Annotated in this window: 20 protein-coding genes; 15 read left to right on the forward strand and 5 right to left on the reverse strand. The window is 36.4% G+C overall.

What is annotated here, in order from left to right; translation table 11 throughout:
- Nucleotides 1-51 precede the first annotated feature (51 nt).
- From F1737_RS01130 to F1737_RS01140, 3 genes are read left to right on the forward strand one after another with little or no spacing between them, the layout of a single operon-like run.
- Nucleotides 52-588: an acyltransferase gene (locus tag F1737_RS01130; RefSeq protein ID WP_408669666.1), complete on the forward strand. Its 537-nt coding sequence runs from the start codon at nt 52-54 to the stop codon at nt 586-588.
- Entirely contained in the window at nt 585-1,676 is a 1,092-nt protein-coding gene (locus F1737_RS01135) for a DegT/DnrJ/EryC1/StrS family aminotransferase (RefSeq protein WP_317136951.1), read from the forward strand. The genes F1737_RS01130 and F1737_RS01135 overlap by 4 nt, the downstream gene beginning before the upstream one ends.
- On the forward strand, nt 1,677-3,113 hold the full coding sequence (locus F1737_RS01140; RefSeq protein ID WP_317136952.1) for a nucleotide sugar dehydrogenase: 1,437 nt from the start codon (nt 1,677-1,679) through the stop codon (nt 3,111-3,113). It abuts the gene before it with no gap.
- 91 nt (nt 3,114-3,204) lie between these two features.
- Here the strand turns inward: F1737_RS01140 and F1737_RS01145 are convergent, their stop codons facing one another.
- Nucleotides 3,205-4,686, reverse strand: coding sequence for a flippase (locus F1737_RS01145; RefSeq protein ID WP_317136953.1), 1,482 nt, complete (start codon nt 4,684-4,686; stop codon nt 3,205-3,207).
- 277 nt (nt 4,687-4,963) lie between these two features.
- Between F1737_RS01145 and F1737_RS01150 the strand changes: the two genes are divergently transcribed.
- The 12 genes from F1737_RS01150 to F1737_RS01205 all read left to right on the forward strand — a co-directional run bounded on the left by F1737_RS01150 (nt 4,964) and on the right by F1737_RS01205 (nt 17,752).
- Nucleotides 4,964-6,115 carry a DegT/DnrJ/EryC1/StrS family aminotransferase gene (locus F1737_RS01150; protein WP_317136954.1) on the forward strand — a complete coding sequence of 384 codons (1,152 nt, stop codon included), beginning with the start codon at nt 4,964-4,966 and terminating at the stop codon, nt 6,113-6,115.
- Nucleotides 6,115-7,110 (forward strand): radical SAM/SPASM domain-containing protein, encoded by a 996-nt coding sequence (locus tag F1737_RS01155; RefSeq protein ID WP_317136955.1) that lies wholly within the window; start codon nt 6,115-6,117, stop codon nt 7,108-7,110. Before F1737_RS01150 ends, F1737_RS01155 begins: the two co-directional genes overlap by 1 nt.
- A gap of 18 nt (nt 7,111-7,128) precedes the next feature.
- Nucleotides 7,129-7,848 (forward strand): class I SAM-dependent methyltransferase, encoded by a 720-nt coding sequence (locus tag F1737_RS01160; RefSeq protein WP_317136956.1) that lies wholly within the window; start codon nt 7,129-7,131, stop codon nt 7,846-7,848.
- Nucleotides 7,849-7,888: 40 nt separating this feature from the next.
- On the forward strand, nt 7,889-8,983 hold the full coding sequence (locus F1737_RS01165) for a radical SAM protein (protein ID WP_317136957.1): 1,095 nt from the start codon (nt 7,889-7,891) through the stop codon (nt 8,981-8,983).
- A gap of 13 nt (nt 8,984-8,996) precedes the next feature.
- Nucleotides 8,997-9,719 carry a WbqC family protein gene (locus tag F1737_RS01170; protein WP_317136958.1) on the forward strand — a complete coding sequence of 241 codons (723 nt, stop codon included), beginning with the start codon at nt 8,997-8,999 and terminating at the stop codon, nt 9,717-9,719.
- A gap of 9 nt (nt 9,720-9,728) precedes the next feature.
- Nucleotides 9,729-11,471: a glycosyltransferase family protein gene (locus tag F1737_RS01175; protein ID WP_317136959.1), complete on the forward strand. Its 1,743-nt coding sequence runs from the start codon at nt 9,729-9,731 to the stop codon at nt 11,469-11,471.
- A 15-nt stretch (nt 11,472-11,486) separates the two neighbouring features.
- On the forward strand, nt 11,487-12,365 hold the full coding sequence (gene rfbA / locus F1737_RS01180; RefSeq protein WP_317136960.1) for a glucose-1-phosphate thymidylyltransferase RfbA: 879 nt from the start codon (nt 11,487-11,489) through the stop codon (nt 12,363-12,365).
- 4 nt (nt 12,366-12,369) lie between these two features.
- Nucleotides 12,370-13,377, forward strand: a complete 1,008-nt coding sequence (rfbB, locus tag F1737_RS01185; RefSeq protein WP_317136961.1) for a dTDP-glucose 4,6-dehydratase — start codon at nt 12,370-12,372, stop codon at nt 13,375-13,377.
- Between the two features lie 115 nt (nt 13,378-13,492).
- Nucleotides 13,493-14,371 (forward strand): dTDP-4-dehydrorhamnose reductase family protein, encoded by an 879-nt coding sequence (locus F1737_RS01190; RefSeq protein WP_317136962.1) that lies wholly within the window; start codon nt 13,493-13,495, stop codon nt 14,369-14,371.
- 2 nt (nt 14,372-14,373) lie between these two features.
- Nucleotides 14,374-15,435, forward strand: a complete 1,062-nt coding sequence (locus F1737_RS01195) for a polysaccharide biosynthesis protein (protein WP_317136963.1) — start codon at nt 14,374-14,376, stop codon at nt 15,433-15,435.
- The gene (gene wecB / locus F1737_RS01200; RefSeq protein WP_317136964.1) at nt 15,432-16,526 is read left to right on the forward strand and encodes a non-hydrolyzing UDP-N-acetylglucosamine 2-epimerase; all 1,095 of its coding nucleotides are present in this window, start codon (nt 15,432-15,434) and stop codon (nt 16,524-16,526) included. Before F1737_RS01195 ends, wecB begins: the two co-directional genes overlap by 4 nt.
- A gap of 26 nt (nt 16,527-16,552) precedes the next feature.
- Nucleotides 16,553-17,752 carry a glycosyltransferase gene (locus tag F1737_RS01205; protein ID WP_317136965.1) on the forward strand — a complete coding sequence of 400 codons (1,200 nt, stop codon included), beginning with the start codon at nt 16,553-16,555 and terminating at the stop codon, nt 17,750-17,752.
- A gap of 26 nt (nt 17,753-17,778) precedes the next feature.
- Here the strand turns inward: F1737_RS01205 and F1737_RS01210 are convergent, their stop codons facing one another.
- The 4 genes from F1737_RS01210 to F1737_RS01225 are packed head-to-tail and all read right to left on the reverse strand — an operon-like array spanning nt 17,779 to nt 22,431.
- Nucleotides 17,779-18,801, reverse strand: a complete 1,023-nt coding sequence (locus F1737_RS01210) for a glycosyltransferase family 4 protein (RefSeq protein WP_317136966.1) — start codon at nt 18,799-18,801, stop codon at nt 17,779-17,781.
- A 13-nt stretch (nt 18,802-18,814) separates the two neighbouring features.
- Nucleotides 18,815-19,516 carry a class I SAM-dependent methyltransferase gene (locus tag F1737_RS01215; RefSeq protein WP_317136967.1) on the reverse strand — a complete coding sequence of 234 codons (702 nt, stop codon included), beginning with the start codon at nt 19,514-19,516 and terminating at the stop codon, nt 18,815-18,817.
- 30 nt (nt 19,517-19,546) lie between these two features.
- A complete protein-coding gene (locus F1737_RS01220; protein WP_317136968.1) occupies nt 19,547-20,635 on the reverse strand; it encodes a DNA topoisomerase IV subunit A in 1,089 nt (362 codons plus the stop codon).
- Complete coding sequence (locus tag F1737_RS01225; RefSeq protein ID WP_317136969.1) at nt 20,632-22,431, reverse strand: DNA topoisomerase VI subunit B; 1,800 nt, start codon at nt 22,429-22,431, stop codon at nt 20,632-20,634. Before F1737_RS01225 ends, F1737_RS01220 begins: the two co-directional genes overlap by 4 nt.

Raw genomic sequence — 22,431 nt, forward strand, 5'->3', positions numbered from 1 at the left:
TCTTTTGGCAATAACACCATAGGTGAAGGGTCGTTTATATTCGATGATGTATTGCTGGGTTTTCCGTCACGGAAAAACCTGAAATGCGAGGATTTCAAAGGGACCGATATAGGAAAAAATGCTGTGGTAAGATCAGGCACAATCATCTATTGCGATGTGACGATTGGTGATAACTTCAATACAGGTCACAATGTGCTGATAAGGGAGAACACTTCTATCGGAAACGGGGTTTCAATAGGAACTTATTCGATAATTGAAGGGAACACGACAATCGGGCATAACGTGAACCTTCAGAGTATGGTGTATGTCCCGACCGGAGTTGTCATAGAAGATGATGTTTTTATAGGGCCGAACGCTGTTTTGACAAATGACAAATATCCTCCGAACGGGGGGGATAACTTAAAAGGTCCGGTTATAAAAAAAGGTGCTTCGATAGGGGCAAACACAACGATTCTGCCCGGAGTTATAATAGGGGAGGGTTCTCTTGTTGCGGCAGGATCGGTTGTTACAAAGGATGTTCCTGCCTTTACACTTGCAGTCGGTTCCCCTGCCCGGATAAGAGATTTACCAGAAGGTGCTAAAATATGATCCCTATTGCCAGACCATACATTGGTGAGGAAGAGATTGCAGCAGTCTCGGACGTAATGCGTTTAGGAGTGCTTGCAAATGGTTCTGTTGTTACTGAATTTGAAAAAAGATTTGCCAAATACTGCGGCTGTAAATATGCGGTCGGGACAAATTCGGGGACTTCCGCACTTCATGCGGCGCTTCTGTGTACGGGAATAAAACCCGGTGATGAAGTAATCGTTCCTTCTTTTACCTTTATTGCAACAGCAACAAGTGTTTCAATGTGCGGTGCGAAACCTGTGATCGTTGATGTTGAGGATGAATATTTCACAATAGATCCCGACCGGATTCTGGAAAATATTACAGACAAGACAAAGGCAGTAATCGGCGTTCACCTCTTCGGGCAGCCCTTTGATTTAAGAGCTGTTTTGGAAATCTGCGAGGACAAAAATATATTCCTAATAGAGGACTGTGCACAGGCGCATGGCTCCCTTTACCAGGGGCAAAAAGTTGGAAGTTTTGGTCTTTCAGGCTGCTTCTCCTTTTACCCTACAAAAAACATGACCACCGGTGAAGGAGGTATAGTTACAACGTCTGAATCTTCATACGATGAAAGACTAAGGCGGGTTGTAAACCACGGCCAGAGTGAAAAATATCTTCACACTGAACTTGGGTTTAATTTAAGGATGAGCAATATCGATGCTGCTATTGGGAATGTCCAGCTTTCAAAACTGGACTGGATGAATGAGCGAAGATGCGAAAACGCGAATATATTATCAAAAGGTATTGATGCTGAGGGGATTAAAAAACCAGTTATAAGACCTGGGTGTTCTCATGTGTATCATCAGTATGTAATCTGCCTCGAAGAAGACTACAAACTCTCAAGGGATGAACTTATGCAGAAATTAAATGAAAAAGGGATTGGATGTGCAGTCCATTATCCGATGCCTGTTCATAAACAGCCCCTGTATTTGTCTTCCGGCAATTACAGGTATGAATGCCCTGTATCTGAAAGACTCTCAGAGTCTGTATTAAGCCTCCCCGTTCACCCCGGCGTTACAACAGAGGACTGTGAATATATCTGCAAAGTGATCAACGGGGCAGATTAGATGAGCGGCAAAATTGAAAAATTACTTGAAGAGAGAGGGAAAATCCGTAAAATCGGAGTTATCGGCATGGGATATGTGGGAATCCCTGCAGCCGTTCTTTTTGCCGATGCACCTGAATTTGAATATGTGTATGGCTTTCAGAGGGACTCCGGATCATCTGGATATAAAATAGATATGCTGAATTCAGGCAGTTCACCCCTTAAAGGCGAGGAGCCCGGACTTGAGGAGCTGATAAGTAAGGTTGTCGGTCAGAAAAAATTTGAATGCACTTCGGATTTTTCAAAGATTTCGGAATGTGATGCCGTAACACTGGCTATTCAGACACCTTTTAAGAATCCAAAAGATCTGATTCCTGATTTTACACCTCTTTTTGAGGGTATCAGAAATGTAGGGAAGTACCTAAGGCCTGGAATGCTTGTGGTCCTTGAGTCAACTATTACCCCGGGAACAACAGCAGGTGTTGCAAGAGAAATACTTGAGAAAGAGTCGGGTCTTGTTGCCGGTCGCGACTTCTGCCTTGCACATGCGCCTGAGAGGGTAATGGTTGGCAGGCTTTTGAAAAACATAAGGGAGCATGACAGGATTGTGGGCGGAATTGATGAGATAAGCACAAAACGTGCTGTTGAGCTCTATGAACCGGTGTTGACCAGAGGAAAGGTAATCCCTATGACATCAACAGCTGCTGAGGTTACAAAAACCGCCGAGAATACTTTTAGGGACCTGCAGATTGCAGCCGTGAACCAGCTTGCCCTTTACTGTGAGGCGATGGGGGTTAATGTCTATGATGTCAGGAAAGGTGTTGATTCGCTTAAAGGGGAGGGCATCACAAGAGCTATTTTGTGGCCCGGTGCCGGTGTGGGCGGTCATTGTCTTACAAAGGACACATATCATCTGGAGAGGGGGGTTCAGGTTATGGACAGGGATTCCCTGGACTATCCGGCCGGAAGGGAGTCATTGTTTGTTCTTGCAAGGGGCATTAACGACTTTATGCCGCAGCACATGCTTAACCTTACAAAAGATGCCCTTTTGGGTGCCGGAAAAAGTCTTAGTGGTGCAAATATCGCACTTCTCGGATGGGCATTTATCAATGACTCCGATGATGCAAGAAACGGACCTTCAGAGGTCTTTAGGGATCTCTGCATAAAGGAAGGGGCGGATGTCAGGGTTCATGACCCCTGGGTTCTGGATTACCCTGGTGTTTCCATAAGCCAGGACATAAATGAGGTTTTGAAAAACTCTGATGCTGTTGTGATATTTACCGGACATCGGGAGTATTTTGATTTGAATCCTGATTTTGTTAGGGATTTATGCGGTGCTGAGGTGCCGGTTGTTGTTGATGGCAGGAATGTGATTGATCCGGATTTGTGGATTGAGAAGGGCTTTTTGTATAAGGGTATTGGGAGAGGGGATAAAAATCAGGGTTTTTGTCTGGATTAAAATAATTTGTAATCAGTTTGGAATATAGGATAAGGATTTGAATATGTTGCCTATAAAAAATAATTATTTTACATAAAATCCTTTCATTGTTTTATTTTGGTGATTTTGGATGTATAATCCCCATTTGGATCAGAATGTCTAAAATTTCATTGCGAATGGCTGTGTCTAGTTTGACTAGTGTAGTGCAATATACAATGCCTCCAATAAGTATTGGTAAAAGCACAAGGAAAAAATTGTCAATTGGAACAAATAAGCGATAAATGGCTATAGGTATTAGCATCGCAGATGCGGCAATGATTATATTTTTAAATGTCGTTTTTTCTAATTTTATCTTTATTAACTTTGATAGGGAAATAAAAAGGAGTGTTGATATAATTGACATTGTGATCAGTGTTGATATTGCCGCACCAATGATTCCAAAAAGGGGTATAAAAAGAATATTTAACAATATATTCAGTATTGTACCAAAAAACGTTACTTTAAATGTGGATTTAGGCATATTCATTGCCGTGATTGTAGTACTTATCAAAACAACGAATACATTGGCAATCTGACATACAAAAAGGATAATCAAAGAATAATATCCTGATGCATATGATGCCTCATAAAAATAGTACAGGATATGATACCCTAGAAGAAAACCTCCAATTAATGAAGGTATTGCCAATGAGAGGGAATATGTCATTGACTTTGAGAGGAGTCTTTCAATCCCTTCAATTTCTCCGTTTATTGACATATAACTTATTTTTGGATAGATTACCGATTGGAACGCCATGAATCCAAAGGTTGCCACGGATGTGAGTTGAAATGCGATTGTGTATATACCTACATCAGCATTTGACAGGTAGTATCCAATAGCAATTTTATCAATGTTGCTCAGTAACACAAAGCTTGCATTCACAAGGAAAACCCATAATGAAAATGCCATAAGGGTTTTAAATTGGGCATATGAAAAATAAGAGAGTTTAAGTGTATTAAATGGAATGTTGACAATCATTCCTGCAATAAATCCGATTATCAGCCCGCCTACAAGGCCCATGATGTAGTAACCAAAAAAAACGGCAATCACCTGAAATATTATCCTGAAGAATGAATCCGATATTAATCCTGCCTGAAATACACCTACCTTTCCTGTGCCAAAATTACTTGTAATAAATATCGTATATATTGACGATATTATGACAGCAAGCAGCATCCAGTTAAAAAGACCATATTCGTTTATAGATGAGAGATATGGTTGGATTATAAAAAGAATTAACAGCAGTATTGGTAAAGAAATGACGTTGATTGCCAGAAATGCAGTAAAATAACTGTTTTGGTTCTCACCTTCCGAGATTTTCTTAACTGCAGCCTGTTCAAAGCCAAAATTTCTTAATATTGTAATTATTGAGTAGTAGGCTATGAATAAAGAATATACTCCGTAGATCTCAGGTCCTGTTTTTCTTGCTATATACATAGTTGCAATAAAACCAAAGAAAGTTATAAAGAACATCTGGAAAAGTGATATGAGAGTGTGACGGCTTGTTTGATTTATTCTTAGAATATTGGAATATATTTTATTGATTTTTTTCACACGAATCATTTGTGTATTTTATCAGATAATTATTTGTTTTTTGTGAAAAATTAACAGTTTGTCTTTTGCCTTTTTCTGTATAAATTTTAGATAAATTGTTAAGATAATCTTTTAGCAGAATTCATAATTTTATTTTAGATTTGCATTTGAGCAATTTCATTCAATGTGTATGATAAATTGCTTGAAGAATAATATTGTGTAAAATGCAAAAACTAATAATGCTTTCTTTTTAACGTATGTGTATAATAGTAATGATTAGTCAAGGGTAGAATATTTTATGAGAGACTATATTCCTTTTGGAAAGCCTAATTTTTCTGAAGAAGAAATTCAAGAGGTTACAAGAGTTTTGAAATCCGGTTGGATCGGTATGGGGTCTGAAACTATTTCATTTGAGAATGAACTTAAAGATTACTTTGATGTCAGCAATGTTGTCTGTGTGAATTCCTGTACTTCAGCATTATATCTATCACTCCTGGCTTTAGGAGTAAAATCTGGTGATGAGGTAATTTGTCCCAGTTACACATGGTGCAGTACTGCTAATGCAGCACTATATCTGGGAGCAAAACCTGTTTTTTGTGACATAGATCCAAATTCATATTGTATTACTCCGGAATCTGTTTCTGATAAAATCACTGATAAAACAAAGGCAGTAATCCCTGTGCATATGGGAGGTATTGCTGCTGATATTGATGGTATATCGGAAGTGATGCCAAAAAAATGTCATATAATCGAAGATGCTGCACATGCAATAGGATCAAAATTTCCAAATGACCTGCCTGTAGGTTCTTCCGGTAATCTTACTTGTTTTAGTTTTTATGCGAATAAAAATCTTTCAACTGGTGAGGGTGGAGCTATTGCCCTTAATGATAATAAAATAGCCGAGAAACTCCGTTCATTCAGGTTACATGGTTTATCGTCAGATGCATGGAACAGATTTATTGATCCTAAATCCAAAATTGTTCCGGAAATTCATGAACTTGGATTTAAGATGAATTATACTGATTTGAATGCTTCTATTGGCAGGGTTCAGTTGAGAAGACTTGGAGAATTATTTAATAGAAGAGCTGAAATTGCAGACTATTATGTAGATATAATTCAGAAATTGCCTTATCATGTTAAAATTCAAAAGAACATCCTGAGTCCGGGTCATGCAAAACATCTGTTTTTAATTGAATTGCCTCTCGATGATATTGAAATTACCAGAGATGAGTTCGTACTGAAGATGCGTGATTTTGGAATTGGTGCTTCAATTCATTATTTGCCGCTCCATATGATGGATTACTATAAAGGGATAGATAACTGTAAACTTGTAAAAACTGAAAATTTATATGAAAGAGTAATGACGCTTCCGATAAGTGCAAGCATGACAATTAAAGATGCAGAATATGTTATGGAAGTTTTTTCAAAAATAATGGAGGGGACTATATAATGGAACATAATTCTGAAAAAAAGGTAAAATATGGATTTTATGGATATCTGACAGAAAGATTTCCTTCGCAAATTAATGTAGACGTTACAAACAGGTGTAATCTTTCATGTATACACTGTCCGCATTCGGTCGAGGATTATCATAAAAATAATCCCGTTATTTATCTTGATGAATCTTTGAATAAAAAAATGGTTGATGAGGTGGCAACATATGGCAAAGGTTGTGTCCAGTATATAAGATATACTGCAGATGGTGAACCTCTCTTGCATCCTAAGATCTATGAGATGTTGTTATATGCAAAGGAAAATTCAGGTGCTGTTGTCACACTCACCACTAATGGTACATTGTTAAATGAGAAGAATCTGGATAAATTAATCAAATCAAATATCGATGTAATTGACATTAGTATAGATGCCCATTATAAAGAAACTTATGAGAAAATAAGAGTAGGTGGTTCTTTTGAGAAAGTCGTCAATAATGTTTTGAATTTGCTGAAAAGAAGGGGGGAATTCAAAGACGGCATAAAAATAATGGTGAGTTTTGTTGAACAGGAATTTAATAGACAAGAGAAGGAAAAATTTATTGAATTCTGGACAGAATCCGGTGTTGATAATGTAGTAATCAGGCCCCTTCATTCTGTTGGTGGCTCTGTTGAAGAAATTGCAGTTCAGATGAATGCTAATAGTGATGAATCTGTGAGAAAACCTTGTATTTATCCTTGGGAAAGAATACTTCTTAATTCAGATGGCAATTTGCATTATTGTCCTGTTTCTTTTGGAAAGAATGATATTATTGCCGATTACAGGACAAATAATATTTTCAAAATTTGGTCCGGAGAAATGTATAATGATTTAAGAAAAGCTCATCTTAAGCACTCCTTTGAAAATTATCCTTTATGCAAAGGATGCCCTGACTGGAAAAATATTTGCTGGCCAGGTGAAAGTGGAACAAATTATTCAGAAATTATTGACAAGTTAAAAAAAGATGAATGCTAATATGAATAGAGATAAAATATGGCTGATATTAAAAAACCTATTATAAATAGTATTAAGGATATGGTTGAAAAAATACCTGGATGGAGTCCGATTGATCAATTATACTCTATTTTTCTTTTATCATATTCAACCTCGGATTTAGAAGGGGACTTTATTGAGGTTGGATCATGGTGTGGCAGGTCTGCAAATGTACTTGGACTGGCGGCAAAATTGTCAGGAAACTGTAAGGTTTATTGTGTGGATCTTTTTCCTGAAGAGGATGACTGGATGGAAAACTCCGATGGCACATATTCGTTGAACGTGAAGATAAATGATGGAAGAATAAAAAGTTATGTCGAACAAACGGTTTGGAAGGAGCCGTTTGAGAAAGATATTGCCCCGATTTATGAGAAATACAATGGAATCTATGATGCATTTGTAAAATTTGTTGACATGAACGGGTTAAATGATGTGGTATGTCCGATAAAAGGAGAATCATCGTCACTTAAAGAAAATGTTCCAAGAGATTTTAAATGCAAATTTGCCTTTATTGATGGTGATCACAGCTATAATGGCGTTTGCAGGGATATTGAAAATATTGAGGAATATCTCGTTCCAGGTGGCTGGATCTGCTTTGATGATGCATTTTCATCATATGAAGGTGTTAATAAGGCAATAGAAGATAAAATAATTAATAGCGGAAATTATACCTGTTGCCAACAGCTCACAAGGAAATTTTTTGTGGGTAAAAAAATCTGATGTATAAAAGTGTATTTCATTGTGTAATTGGGTGATTTTATTGAGAAATTTATCAAATATTAATAACGTATTAATTGAAAAATTATATTCAAATAAAATATTTTGTAAAAAATATCTTCTCAAAAAATATCCTCATAATCTTTTGACAAGTATTTCGGATGTTTGTAATTTAAGATGTGATATGTGTTTGGGACATGGAGTATCTAAGGATAAATGTCCTGATAAATCGATAAAAAAAGGGCTAATGAGTCTGGATAATTTTTCAAAAATAGTAAATGAATTGTCTCTGAATCATGCAAATACTAATATTGTTTTGCAATGTAGGGGTGAACCTTTTTTAAATAAAGATATTTTTAAAATGATGGATTACTGTATAGATAAAAATATTTTTGGGAAATCAATTCCAACTAATGGAACATTATTTACGCCAGATTTTCAGAAAGAATTTATTAAAAGAAGTAGTTTCTTTTCAGATGAAAAAATTTTGGGTTTTTCAGTTGATGGAATGAAAGAATCCTGTGAAAAAATAAGAAAGGGTGTAAATTATGAAAATCTGGTTAATAATATAAATTCATTTATTGAATTAAATAATAAAAATAAAAAAGTTAAAACAGCTGTTTTTTTCACAATAAGCAATAATGATTTATTATCAGAAATTGATGAATATGTCGATTTTTGGACTGCTAAAGGAGTAGACATGATTCAGATTACTACTCAAATTGTGGTAGATGATGAACAAGTCAATAGGTTTGATAAAGACTGCATTATAAACAACAATCTATATAAAAAATCAGATCTCAATAAGAAGATACCCTGTAAAGCCCTATATCGCGATTTAATTATCTCTTCTGATCTAAAAAGATTTGAGCATTGTGAAATTGACTATTTTGGAAAAGGAAAATATGATTTTACAACTGGGAGCATTTCTGATCTGTGGAATTCAGAATATTATAATACAGTAAGAAAAAATCAATGTTCAAATATAAAGGATAAAAACATCAATTGTCTTAATTGTGAAGTAAAATATTCCTATCAATATGATTTGCCGACAATTGATTATGTGAAGGAATTTAATGGTTATAAGTACTCAGTAACAGAACAATTCAGATCAAGAATATTAAGGAAAATAAGTTAAGATTAGGTCTAAAATGAAAAAAGTTGGAATTATTCAATCAAATTATATCCCTTGGCGAGGATATTTTAATTTTATTGCTGATGTTGATTTGTTTATAATTTATGATGATGTTCAATACACTAAGAATGATTGGAGAAACCGTAATAAGATAAAAATACAAAAAGGAACAAAGTGGCTTTCTGTTCCGGTTAAATATCATTCATCTTCTCTATCTGGCAATAAAATTCAGGATGTAAAAATTGACTATTCATTGAAGTGGTTTGATATGCATATGAGATCCTTTTATGAAAATTATAAATCATCACCTTATTACGATCATGCTAATACTATCTTTTCAATAATCAGTAATAATAAGTTTGAATCAATTTCTTCTTTAAATGTTCATTTAATAAAAGATATTATGAATTATCTGGAAATTAATTCAGAAGTAATTTATTCCTCTGAACTTGAGCCGGAAGGGACAAAAACGGAGCGGCTCATCGATATTTTAACAAAAGTTGATGCCGATGTTTATCTTTCGGGTCCAAGTGCGGATGCATACCTTGATAAAGAGTTGTTTAAAGAAAATAATATTGGTCTTGAATACAAAACATATGATTATGAGCCTTATTCTCAGTTGCATGGGGATTTTATAGGAAATGTAACAGTTCTTGATCTTATAGCCAATTGTGGTCCTGATTCTCGGAAATATCTAAAAAGTAAATCTCCAAATCAAAAAATTGTGATGCAGGATTAATGAAAAAATATGACTGATTTTAATGAAATTTGCAAATCAATATCAGAAGGATCATTTAGTGATTTTAAATTAGTTGTTGCATTCATTTCAGAAGGAAGTGCATCAAAAAAGGCCGAAGCCAATTTTTCTCTTGCTGAAAAATTTATATCCTCCGGGAATTTAAATAAGGATTACATCAGATTTGCAAAGGTATGTGCAGAAAGAGGGTGGCTTATATCAGGATTTGATGAAAAATATTTGGATTTGTACATCAGAATCTGCATCGAATCCTCTGATTTTTCCGGAGTTAAGGAAGCTTATAAAAAAACCGGTCTTAAATATTTAAAAAAATCTGATCTAAAGAATTCCATAAGATATTTTAATTTATGGCAGAATACTTATCCTCATTTATTAAAAAAAGATGATTACTCTTATGATTTTGAAATAATGGATGCTTTAAATGAAGCGATAAAATCATATGTCAATAATAAATATTATTCCTCTGAGAAGTCACAGAAAATAAAAATTGCATATCTGGTCCATGGTGTATACAACTATTCATCAATTCTTACAAAAATTATTTACAATCTTGCAAAAAACCATGATAAATCCAGATTTGAAATATCCGTATTTAGTACTGATAATTATTTTAAAGTAAAACTTCAGAGCGGCAGTCGCTTTATAGAGGATTTTAAAGTGATAGGTTGTCCAATTGTATTTCCATCCAAATTTTTAGAATCTCCTGAAAGTGTCTTTGATATATCCGAAAAAATAAGAGATTTCAAAGCAGATATACTTGTAGCAGCCTCGGGACTGGCAGATTTTGAACAGTACTTATTATGCGCATTAAAGCCCGCACCTATTGTTGTTGGTTTACTTCTTGGGCCTCCTGCCCAGTTCTGCCCCCCAGTTCTTGATTATGGAATTACCTGGAGTAAACATATCGCCGTTGACAGTCCTGTTGAGACATTTATCACAAAACCCGCTATTCAGTATAACCGGATTCAAACTGAATGTGAATCAGATAAAATAAAGGTACGGCATGATATGGGTTTTTCTTCCGAAGACATTTTGATCGTTTCTGCCGGAAGAGCATTAAAATTTCAAAATTCTGATATGATTCTCAGTGTGTCTGAAGTCTTAAAAGAATATGATAATGCTTATTTTGTAATAGTTGGTGCTAAAAAGACTGATATTGGAGGCATTGATTCGGTGATAACTCCTGAAATGGAGAATAAGTTTTATTTTATAGAATGGGATCTGCATTATGAAAAATACCTTGAAATGGCCGACATTTATGTCGATACGTTTCCTTCCGGTGGCGGAGTAACACTTCTTGATGCTGCAAGATACAGCCTGCCAATTATATCATTTAGTGATGATTTCAGTAATATATTTGATCAGGTTGACTGGAATATTGCAGAAGAGCTTTTTGAAAATGACTCTTTAATTATGATACCAAGATATGATTATGAATTATTTGAAAAATCTTTAAAGAGGTTAATAGAAGATAAACCATTTAGAGAATTTTTTTCCAGAAAATCTTTTAAAGGAATTTCTGTATCTGATTCTGACTTTAGAGGAATTACTTCAGAGTACGAGATGATATATAGTAATTTAATAATGGATTGCGGCAATAAAATTGTAATCTCCAAATCCGATATGTCATTGTATGATAAATTAAAGTATTTCCTCTTTTATATTTTTAATTCGGCTAATTTCTGTAAAAGAAATGTTGTAAAAGTATTAAATTTCATGAAACTTAATAAATAATTATCTGGTGCGATTATGAAAGGAATTTTACTGGCCGGCGGTTACGGCACGAGATTATATCCTACAACCAAGGCAGTATCTAAACAATTACTTCCGGTTTATGACAAGCCTTTAATATATTATCCTCTGTCTGTCCTTATGCTTGCAGGGATTAGAGAAATATTGATAATTTCTTCTGAAAATCATATTGGTGGTTATAAATCTTTATTTGGTGATGGAAAAGAAATTGGTCTTTCTATTGAATATGCTGTTCAGGATAAACCAAAAGGGATAGCTGATGCATTTATAATTGGTGAAGAATTCATCGGTTCTGAAGATGTTGCCTTAATTCTTGGAGATAATATATTTTACGGGTTACAACTATCAAAACTTTTAATGGATTCTGTTGAAAATTTAAATGGCGCCACTGTATTTTGTGCTTCTGTCAGTGATCCAAGGTCTTTTGGTGTAATAGAATTTGATAAAAATGGAAACGTACTCTCTATTGAAGAAAAACCTCTGAATCCAAAATCCCATTACGCAGTTACCGGGTTATATTTCTATGACAATCATGTGATTGAATATGCAAAATCATTAAACCCCTCTAATCGTGGTGAAATTGAGATTACTGATTTAAACAATATATATTTACGTAAAAATAAGCTTAAAGCGAAATTCTTTGGTCGTGGTATGGCATGGTTTGATTCAGGGAATTGTAATTCACTTCTTGACGCTTCACAATTTATTGCATCCATTCAAAAGCGTCAGGGGTTATATATTGCCTGTATTGAAGAAATTGCATTAAATAAGGGCTATATTGATCTCTCTCAATTTAAAAGCCTAATAAAAAATTATGAAAATACAGAGTATGGGGATTATTTAATATCCGTGGCAAAAGAAAAGGAAGGTGTCTGATTTTATGCGTTTAATTGTAACTGGTATTGCAGGTTTTATCGGAACAAATTTTTTAAGGTACTATTTGGAAAATAATCCCTGTGATGAAATAATAGGTTTGGATTGTCTTACGTATGCAGGGAATATAAAAAATATTGAAAACCTGCAGAGTAATATTTCATCAAGATTTACTTTTATCAATTGTGATATCTGTGATTATGATAAAGTGAAGAAAATTTTTAATGAATATGACGTTGATGGGGTAATTAATTTTGCAGCGGAATCTCACGTGGACAGATCTATAGACAATCCGTTTCAGTTTCTCCAAACGAATATAATTGGGACTACAAATTTAATGATGGCCTCTAAGGAGCATTGGTTATATGACGGTAAATACAGAGAGAATTCAAGGTTCCTTCAGGTTTCAACTGATGAAGTATATGGATCTCTTGGAACAACGGGAACGTTTTCTGAAGACATGAATCTCTCACCAAATAGTCCATATTCTGCAAGCAAAGCAAGTGCGGATTTGCTTGCACATTCTTTTTTCTCAACATATGGCTTTCCGGTAGTTATTACAAGATGCTCCAATAATTATGGGCCATATCAGCACCCTGAAAAATTAGTCCCCAAAACAATTGTTAATCTTCTCAATCATGATGAAATTAGTATATATGGGGATGGTAGAAACGTAAGGGACTGGATCCATGTGACAGATCATTGTAAAGCTATCGAATGTGTTTTCAAAAATGGAAAAATAGGAGAGGTTTATAATGTTGGTTCAGAAAATGAATGGTCAAATATAGATTTAGTGAAAAAAATAATTCACCTGTTGCAGGACATCACTGATGACAACTGTATCAATGAAAAGTTAATAAAATATGTTAAAGACAGGGCAGGTCATGATTTTAGATATTCAATCGATTCTTCAAAAATAAGGCAAAATCTTGGTTGGAATCCTGAATTAGAATTTGAAGATGGCCTAAAACAAACTATATTGTGGTATATTGATAATAAAAATTTGACAGTTTAATAGATCTATTCAAAAAAAGACTATGTTTCGTGTATAATTCAATAATTTTGTTTCATTCAAAATAAACCTTTTTTAGGCAAATAATTATTGAGATAAGAACAAAAATAAGATAATAATGAAGATCCTAATCCTTGGAGCATCCGGAATGCTGGGGCATAAATTAATCCAGACTGCCTCAGAAAAATTTGAAACTTTTGGAACTTTCCGCAAAAAACCCTCTGAATATACTATAAAACATGTATTTTCTAATTTAAATCCCCTTTATGACGTAGATGCAGATAACATCTCAGATATTGAATCTGCAATTAAATCATCAAATCCCGATGTTGTTGTCAACTGTATCGGTATCGTAAAGCAGCTCCCTGAAGCAAAAGACAGTATTCAGAGCATAAAAATAAATGCTCTTTTTCCCCATCAGGTTGCAAAAATATGCAGAGAAAAAGGAATAAGATTCATACATATCAGTACTGACTGTGTATTTTCGGGAAAAAATGGAAACTATCTGGAATCCGATTTTGCAGATGCCGATGATCTGTACGGCAGGACAAAATATCTTGGAGAGGTAACTGGGCCCGGTTGCCTTACACTCCGGACTTCAATTGTCGGAAGGGAACTTAAAGGTTCAAACGGTCTTTTTGAATGGTTTTTCTCTCAGAACGGAAAGCAGGTTGACGGCTATAAAAAAGCTGTATTCAGTGGCCTGACCACAAATGCATTATCAGAAATAATATGTGAAATAACCCTTAATCATCCAAAACTTGAGGGATTATACCATGTGTCTTCAGAGCCGGTAGATAAATATTCCCTCCTATCTTTGGTAAAAGAAAAATATGGATTAAATATTCAGATAGTTCCCGATGAATCTGTAGTATGCGACAAGAGTCTTAATTCTCAGAAATTCAAAGAAGATACAGGGATATCAATTCCTCTCTGGGCGGATATGATAGGTGAAATTTACTTGGATAAGACACCATATGATATTATCAGGAGATAGAAATGTTCACAGATAAAACACTGTTAATTACGGGAGGCACCGGTTCTCTTGGAAAAGTATTGGTAAAACGACTGCTTTCAGGTGAGATGGGCAATCCTAAAAAAATAATTATTTTTTCCAGAGACGAAGCCAAGCAGCATGCAATGAGGGTTGAGTATCTCAACAATATGTCTGCAACTGATGAAGTAATATATAATAACTTTAAAAGGTGTCTGGAATTCAGGATTGGCGATGTAAGGGATTATCACAGTGTATGTTCTGCATTAAAGGGTGTGGATGTTGTATTTAATACAGCTGCCTTAAAGCAGGTGCCTTCCTGTGAATATTTCCCATACGAAGCTGTAAAAACCAATATAACAGGTCCTGAAAATATTATCCGTGCCATCAGTGAGCATGATTTGCCGGTTGAGACTGTTGTTGGTATCTCTACGGATAAAGCGTGTAAACCTGTCAATGTAATGGGTATGACAAAAGCAATACAGGAAAGAATATTCATACGGGGAAATTTAAGCTGCAAAAATACACGCTTTATATGTGTAAGATATGGAAATGTTCTTGCTTCACGTGGTTCTGTTGTTCCGCTGTTTCATGAACAGATAAAAAGCGGCGGGCCTGTAACAATTACTGATGAGAGAATGACCCGATTCCTGTTGAGTCTTAATAAGGCGGTCGATACAATATTTGCAGCTGTAAAATATGCAAACCCGGGAGAAACATATATACCGATAGTCCCGTCTGCAAAAATAACTGATATTGTCAATGTACTGGTCGGGTATAAAAATATAGATGTAAAAATTACCGGTATCAGGCCTGGTGAGAAAATCCATGAAATACTTGTTTCTGAGGAGGAGGGTTTTAGAACTATAAAACGTGGTGACTATTATGCAATAATGCCAATGCTCCCTGAGCTATGTCAGGAGTGCCCTGCTGATATGTGCATAAAGCAGGAATATGGTTCAGGCGATATTCTGATGTCAGAAAAAGAAGTATACAGCTTACTAAAAAATAATGATTTATTATTGGATTTAACAAAAAAACTTCCTGAGGGTGAATTGTTAAGATGAAAATAATGACGGTTCTTGGAACAAGGCCGGAGATAATTCGTTTAAGCAGAGTAATACCCAAACTGGATCTTCTTTGCGATCACGTTCTTGTTCACACCGGACAGAATTATGACCCTAACTTAAACGAAATTTTTTTCAGGGATCTTAATATCAGAGCACCGGATTATTTTCTTGATACAAAAGGAGATAGTTTTGGAGAGGCTATAGGAAACATACTTAGTAAGGTTGAAAATATAATTCTTAAAGAGAAGCCTGACCGGGTGTTAATTCTTGGGGATACCAACAGCTGCCTTTCAGCAGTTATTGCCAAAAGACTGGGCATTCCCGTATTTCATATGGAAGCCGGAAACAGGTGCTATGACGACCGCGTCCCGGAAGAAGTAAACCGCAGGATCATTGACCATACCAGTGATATTCTGATGCCGTACACCGAAAGAAGCAGATCAAATTTATTAAAAGAAGGATTGGAAAACAACAGGATATTTGTTACAGGAAATCCGATATCCGAAGTAATAAAATATTATCATTCTAAAGTTGAAGAATCTTCGATACTCCGCCTTTTGAACATCAAAGAAAAGGAATTCATACTTGTTACTCTTCACCGTGCTGAAAATGTGGATTCCAATTCCAGATTAAAGTCTATTATTGAATCTTTTGACAATATTCAGAAAAAATATTCAATGCCTGTAATTGTAAGTCTTCACCCTCGAACAGAACAAAAAATTGAAAAATTTGGTTTGATGCCTGAAAATAATCAAATTCGTATGATTAAACCTTTTGGATTTTTTGACTTTATCAGGCTTGAGGAAAATGCTTTCTGTGTCATTACGGACAGCGGGACAGTGCAGGAAGAATGTTGTATTTTCAAAACTCCCAACATAACAATACGTGACGTCACGGAAAGACCTGAGACGATGGAATGCGGGAGTAATATTATCAGCGGGATTGAAACTGCAAGTATAGAACTCTGTATGAAGATGGCGGTTTCGGATATGAATGAGTGGATTCCACCTTCTGAATATGTTAAAGAGAATGTAAGTGATACTGTTGTAAAAATAGTACTGGGCTATCACCATCAGCTTTTAAACTAATAAATACTTATTTTATAGTCTAAAATATGAAGAAATTTGCAATTATTTCGCCATTGCTTCCACCAACCAATTCAGGTCAGCCTTTAGTCCTTCATAGCTTATTGAAAAACTTTAACCCCGAAGACTATTGTCTGATATCTGAGGCAGATTATTCTGATAATATAATCGGTAGACATTCAGAAAAAAAACTAAATTGCAAATACTTTTGCATAAAACTCTTTTCTAAGAAATATTATCTAAACAGGCTGATGGAAAAAATGATTTTAAAATTTAATTTTCTTCTGCCTGAAAAATTTCTTAAAAATTTAATAAAAAAAAGGATTGCCTGTATTGAAAAAATCCTGGCGGATGAGAAATGTGAAGTAGCCATAGCCTGTACGGGTAGTATTTTTGATCCCGTTGCAACTTACTATGCTGCAAAAAATCTTGGAATAAAATTTATTTTTTACGTTTTTGATATGTATTCCCAACAGTTTACATTTCAGGAAGGTATAGCTTTTACAAAAAAATATGAAAAAATCCTGTTAAATAATTCAGACAAACTAATCCTGACAAATGAGTTTGTTCATAATGAATATTTATCAGATTACGGTGTAAAAGGTGTTATAATTCACAATCCTGTTCCCTGTGAATTAAAAAAAGAGCCTGGGAATTTATATAATTCAGGTTTTAATGCAGACGATATGGAAATATTGTATGCAGGATCAATTTATGCAGCACACTACGATGCATTCAGGAATCTTGTTGGTGCACTTAAAAAAATAAAAAAGGGTAAATTAAGGATAATCACGTCTCAGAGAGAGTTTGTTCTTAAGATAAAGGGTATTAAAGGCCCTGTAATTTATGAGAAAATAAAATCCCAGTCAGAAGTTTTTGAATTGCAAAGGAAAACCGACATTTTGTTTTTACCTCTGGCTTTTAATTCCCCCTATCCTAAGTTAATAAATAATTCATCTCCGGGAAAAATGGGTGAATATCTTGCTTCAGGAAAACCTGTTCTTGTTCATGCCCCTCCTGATTCATTTCTTAGCTGGTATTTTAGGGAATATAATTGTGGCATAGTTGCAGATAAAGCCGATCCGGATTACCTGGCTAAAAAAATTGGTGAAATAATTGATGATAAGGATCTAAGAGAAGAAATTGTAAATAATGCATTAAGATGTGCTGATAGAGATTTTTCCGTACTTTCAGGATATGAAACCCTGAAATATGTTATCAATTCATGATTGAAATCCGGAAACCTATAAATAAATCACATATATTTTTCATGGATTGATATTAACAGATTTGACATTTTTTTTGCATCATATCTTTCCATAATGTCTTTTCTCCCGTGTTTTCCCATAATTTTTCTGTCATCCGGATTTTGATTCATGTAACTTACAGCATTTGACAATGAAAGATAATCTCCGGATTGAACTAAAATACCTGAATGCTCGTTTTTCACAATTTCAGGGCACCCTCCGACATTACTTGCAATTACAGGAACCCCGCATGCAAGACTCTCAATTAACACAAGGCCTAAGCCCTCTGAATGGCTTGGTAAAACGAGGAAATCGGCTGTATTCATTAATTGTGGCATTGCATCAGGTGAAATGTCCCCTAAAAATATGCAGTTTTTGGGATGATCAGGGACAACCCCCGGCCCTCCAAAAACGAAGGTAACATCCGGATTTATTTTTGCAGATTCAATAATTTCATAAATCCCTTTCATCGGGTGTAACCTGCCTGCAAACAGACAGATTGTGGCATCCGGATCCAGAGAAAAGAGATTCCTGCATTTTTCTTTATCCATTGGCCTGAAAACTGTAGTGTCCACACCATTTGCAATAGGCGTTATTTTTTCAGGTTCAACTCCTAAAGAAACTATTGACCTTTTTAGAGCCTCGCTGCATGTAATGATGTGATCTGCTCTATTTAGTGAAAAATCAATAAGTGCCCTGTTAAACTTATTTTTAAATGGATATATTAACCCGTCATCTCCATGAAATTTTAATATAAGAGGCCTTTTTGATTTCATTAAACAGGGAATTATACTGCTGTGGGGTATATATTCAGCCTGGAGAATATCAATATTTTTATCAAGTGTTTTAAATAGGGAGTCTGCATAAAAAGGAAAATAAGCCAGTGGTGATGTGCTTTTTTTAACTGCTTTGATCACTCTGATATCTTCTCTTTCAAGATCGTCCACCATTCTTTTTACAAAGATCCCCCTGCTGTCTCCCTCATATGCAGGGTATAAATTTGCAAACAATCCTAAAGTATATCTTGGCATATTTTTCCTGATTTTATCTGACTAAAACCATCAGAGAGTATCCGCCAAAAAGTTTTACAGTCAAATCCTTGTTTATTGGATACATATATTTTCTGGGAATATTTATTAACCGATCTTTCAGACCATAATCATGTCCCAGTGAATATCCGGGTGTGTAGAAATAATCAACTATTTCATAGTTCAAATCAGTTAAAGTCTGAATAACAATGTCTTTTGTAAAATAATGTAAATGACCTACTTTTTTCCTTTGATTCAGTATAAAGCTCTGATAAAGTGCCGATAAAGCAAAAAATTCTAGAGGCACATGCAATATTTTGTATTCGCTTTGCGGTTTAATAATTCTTAAATATGTAAAATAATCTTCTAAATGTTCAATTAGATCAATTAACATAATTATATCGTATTGTTTGTTTTTTTCAAGTAAAAAATCTTTTAATTCAAATTTCAAATGATTATTTTCCTTTTCTTTGCATATATTGTAGGCCTGTGGGGATATTTCATAACCTGTATATTCGCAGTTATCATTTAATTTATTCTGGAGTATTTTTAATATTTCACCTGCACCACAGCCAACTTCACATATGAATTTGGGTTGGAGATTATTCCTTTTAATTATCTTTAGAATCTGTTCAGCTTTCCACTGTGAATCCTCTGTATCCCATGTTGGATTGTCCTTAAGATATTCTCCGTTTATATATTTGTCAGGAATATTCATTTAATCCCCCTTTTAATCTGCAAAAATAAATCATATAACCCCCATCTCACTAAGCCTTGCCGGCAGATACTCCTTTGTAACAAAATCAAGACCGCGGCTTGCAAAAGCCTGCTGTTCTGACTTTAAACCAAGCTTTAGCTGAAGATTAATCTCGTGCCTCCAGTACTCAGTATCAAACCTCGGATCAGAGAGTTCTGCCTTTAAAGCTGCAATATCTCCCTCTGTTAACTTATCAGACGGAAGATTATAGTTGCTGATATCAGACGGCTGAACACCGATGAACTGTGCCCCCGGTGTTGCAAGGATCTCTGACATATGCGCTGCCTTAATTGAACCGTATGCAACGCTTGCAAAAATCCTGTAAGACCATGGATCACCGTCTGTGAAGATAACAACCGGAAGGCCGAGCTCCTGGTTTAAGCGCCTTAAGACTCTTCTTGTCGAGCGTGCAGGCTGGCCTTTCAGATGAACTAAAATTGCGTCATGCTCCTCATCAAAGCCGTTTTCCATCAGCCTTGCATACATACCGCCGGTCTCCATTGCTATTACAAACTTTGCGTCATGGTCAATAAACTCAAGGTTGTCGACATTGTTCGGGATGGGATAGCCGGCTTCTCCGATGTCCTCCTGACAGTGCATGACACGCTCGCCCCTTCTTGTCTTCTCACGTATTCTCAAAGGACCGTAAACGGAGGCACCGTCCTCTTCCGGACGGAGATGAAAAGCCTCCCTTGAAAGCTCTGTAATAATTTCAAGGTCCTCTACCAGATGATTGCTCTCATCCTGTGCCCCGAACTTTGCTTTCTTCCATCCCTCGGAGATGTAATACATCTCCCTTAATGTTGATGAACGGCTCTCTGCAATCTGATTCTTCAGGAATCCGACAACGTATGCCATCTTTAAAAGATGAAGGGCACTCTTGGAGGAGTTTGCAATCCTCATTGTCTCCTTCTCTCCGTATTTCCAGACTTCGGAACTTTCATCATATTCGATGTTGTGCTTTGTCCTTGTCGGAAGGGAGATGGAAGGGATCTTTGCCCCTGCCATCTGCTTATACCAGTTTTCCGCAATATCATAAAGCCTCTGGTCTGCCAGTTTGTCGATATCTTCCCTGCTCAAAATAAATCCACCACCACTAATTTATTCTCATCAACACCCCTGATGCTCACGGAACCCTGGGCACTTCCTTTATAACTGACCTCCCAGTAACTTTCCGGTTCCATTGAAACCTTCCAGAGCTTGTTGTATTCATCACCGATTTTGTCCACAAAGTCAGGCTTTGGCATTGCATCATCCCCGGAATCGGCTGACATGTTATAGATTGTAAACTCAACAGGATTTTTGGTATAGTTGTTTACGAAAATCTCAACTTTCCCGTTGCCTGTTCTCTTCTTGACAACAACTTTCCTCATAATCTGTCCTTCAAGAGGGGTTATGTCGGGAACAGGTTTCTTTACAATCTCTGACACCTTCTCTGCAATATCAGGGAGAATCGAGCATACCGCACGGGCTCGCTCTTCCGCCTGCCTGCTTTTATCACGCCTGTTCAGGAATGTCTTTAACTCTCTTCCAAGCTCCTGCAAAACGAGGACTATCTCTTTTTCAATCTCCGGAATTGCAGCAACCGCATCCTTGCTTTCGCTTGTAAACGGAACATTCGTGGATGCGACATGCACAAGTATCATCACAGGCCCGTTTGGCAGTCCCTGCTGTGAGAGGCCGTATGACTTCCAGTTAACATCCGATACCGCATTTGTGATGGCGCATGCACCCTGCTGGTACAAAAGGGGAACACGGTTTGCAAATCTTAAGATCTGTGCACTCCCTTCGGAATCCAGTTTTCCGCCGTAACCTATCGCAGCCTCGACAATGAAGGGGTGGCCGGAGAATACCTGGCTTTTTCTGGTTCTCGAACGGACGAAATCAAGTTCAAACTCCTTGTCAAGACCCTGAACAATCTTATCCTCACCGATTGGTGAGAGGCACACCGATGCCGGAGGCGGAGGGATCTGCACATTCTGCATTGCCTCAAGAAGGGCTTTTAAATCATCAGAAGAGAGTTTGTCAGACTTTCTGTCGGCTTTTAGTTTTGAAAGCCCGATAATTTCATCAGCACTCTTTTCCCCTACTCTTGAAAAGCCGTCAATTAAAAATTCCTTGAGCTTCAGGCTGCTTCCTTCAGCCATCCTTTTAAGAGTCCCGAATTCAATACCGTGGGGATGCGGGGCTATGGCTTTCGGAGGCACAATAGTCTCATCAGAAGCCCTTTCAAAGTTGAATTTTTCACCGTCAATATCCGCCCTGACTCTTGCATGAGGGTTTACTACTGCGGTATATCTGAGATAGTCAACAAGACGCTTTTTTGCGGCAAGGGTTGATTTAAACTCAATCTCCACCCTTGTGCCGTGCATCCTGTCCCATTCGATCTCTTCTTCCTTTAGAATCTGCGGTTCATTATCCTCAGTCTTAATCATCAGCTCAAAGCGGTGGGCAGGGCTGTTATGGCCGGTCCTTGAGATGACAACGGCAGGCACACCTGTTGTCAGCTGCGCATACAAAACCGCAGCACTGATACCAATACCCTGCTGTCCCCTTGACTGTTTGATCTGGTGAAACCTTGAACCGTAGAGGAGTTTTCCAAATACGAAGGGCACCTGTTTTGGAACAATTCCAGGGCCGTTGTCCTCTACTATGATCCGGTATACGTCCTTTTCGACTCTTTTTATTGCGACATATATGTCAGGCAGTACTTCAGCTTCCTCACAGGCGTCAAGAGAGTTGTCTACGGCCTCTTTTATTGTTGTAATAACGCCGCGTGTCGGAGAATCAAAACCAAGCAGGTGCTTGTTCTTCTCGAAAAACTCGGCAACACTAATGCTACGCTGCTTTGATGCAAGCTCCTCTGCCAAATCCAA

Source organism: Methanoplanus sp. FWC-SCC4, assembly GCF_032878975.1.
GTDB lineage: Archaea > Halobacteriota > Methanomicrobia > Methanomicrobiales > Methanomicrobiaceae > Methanochimaera > Methanochimaera problematica.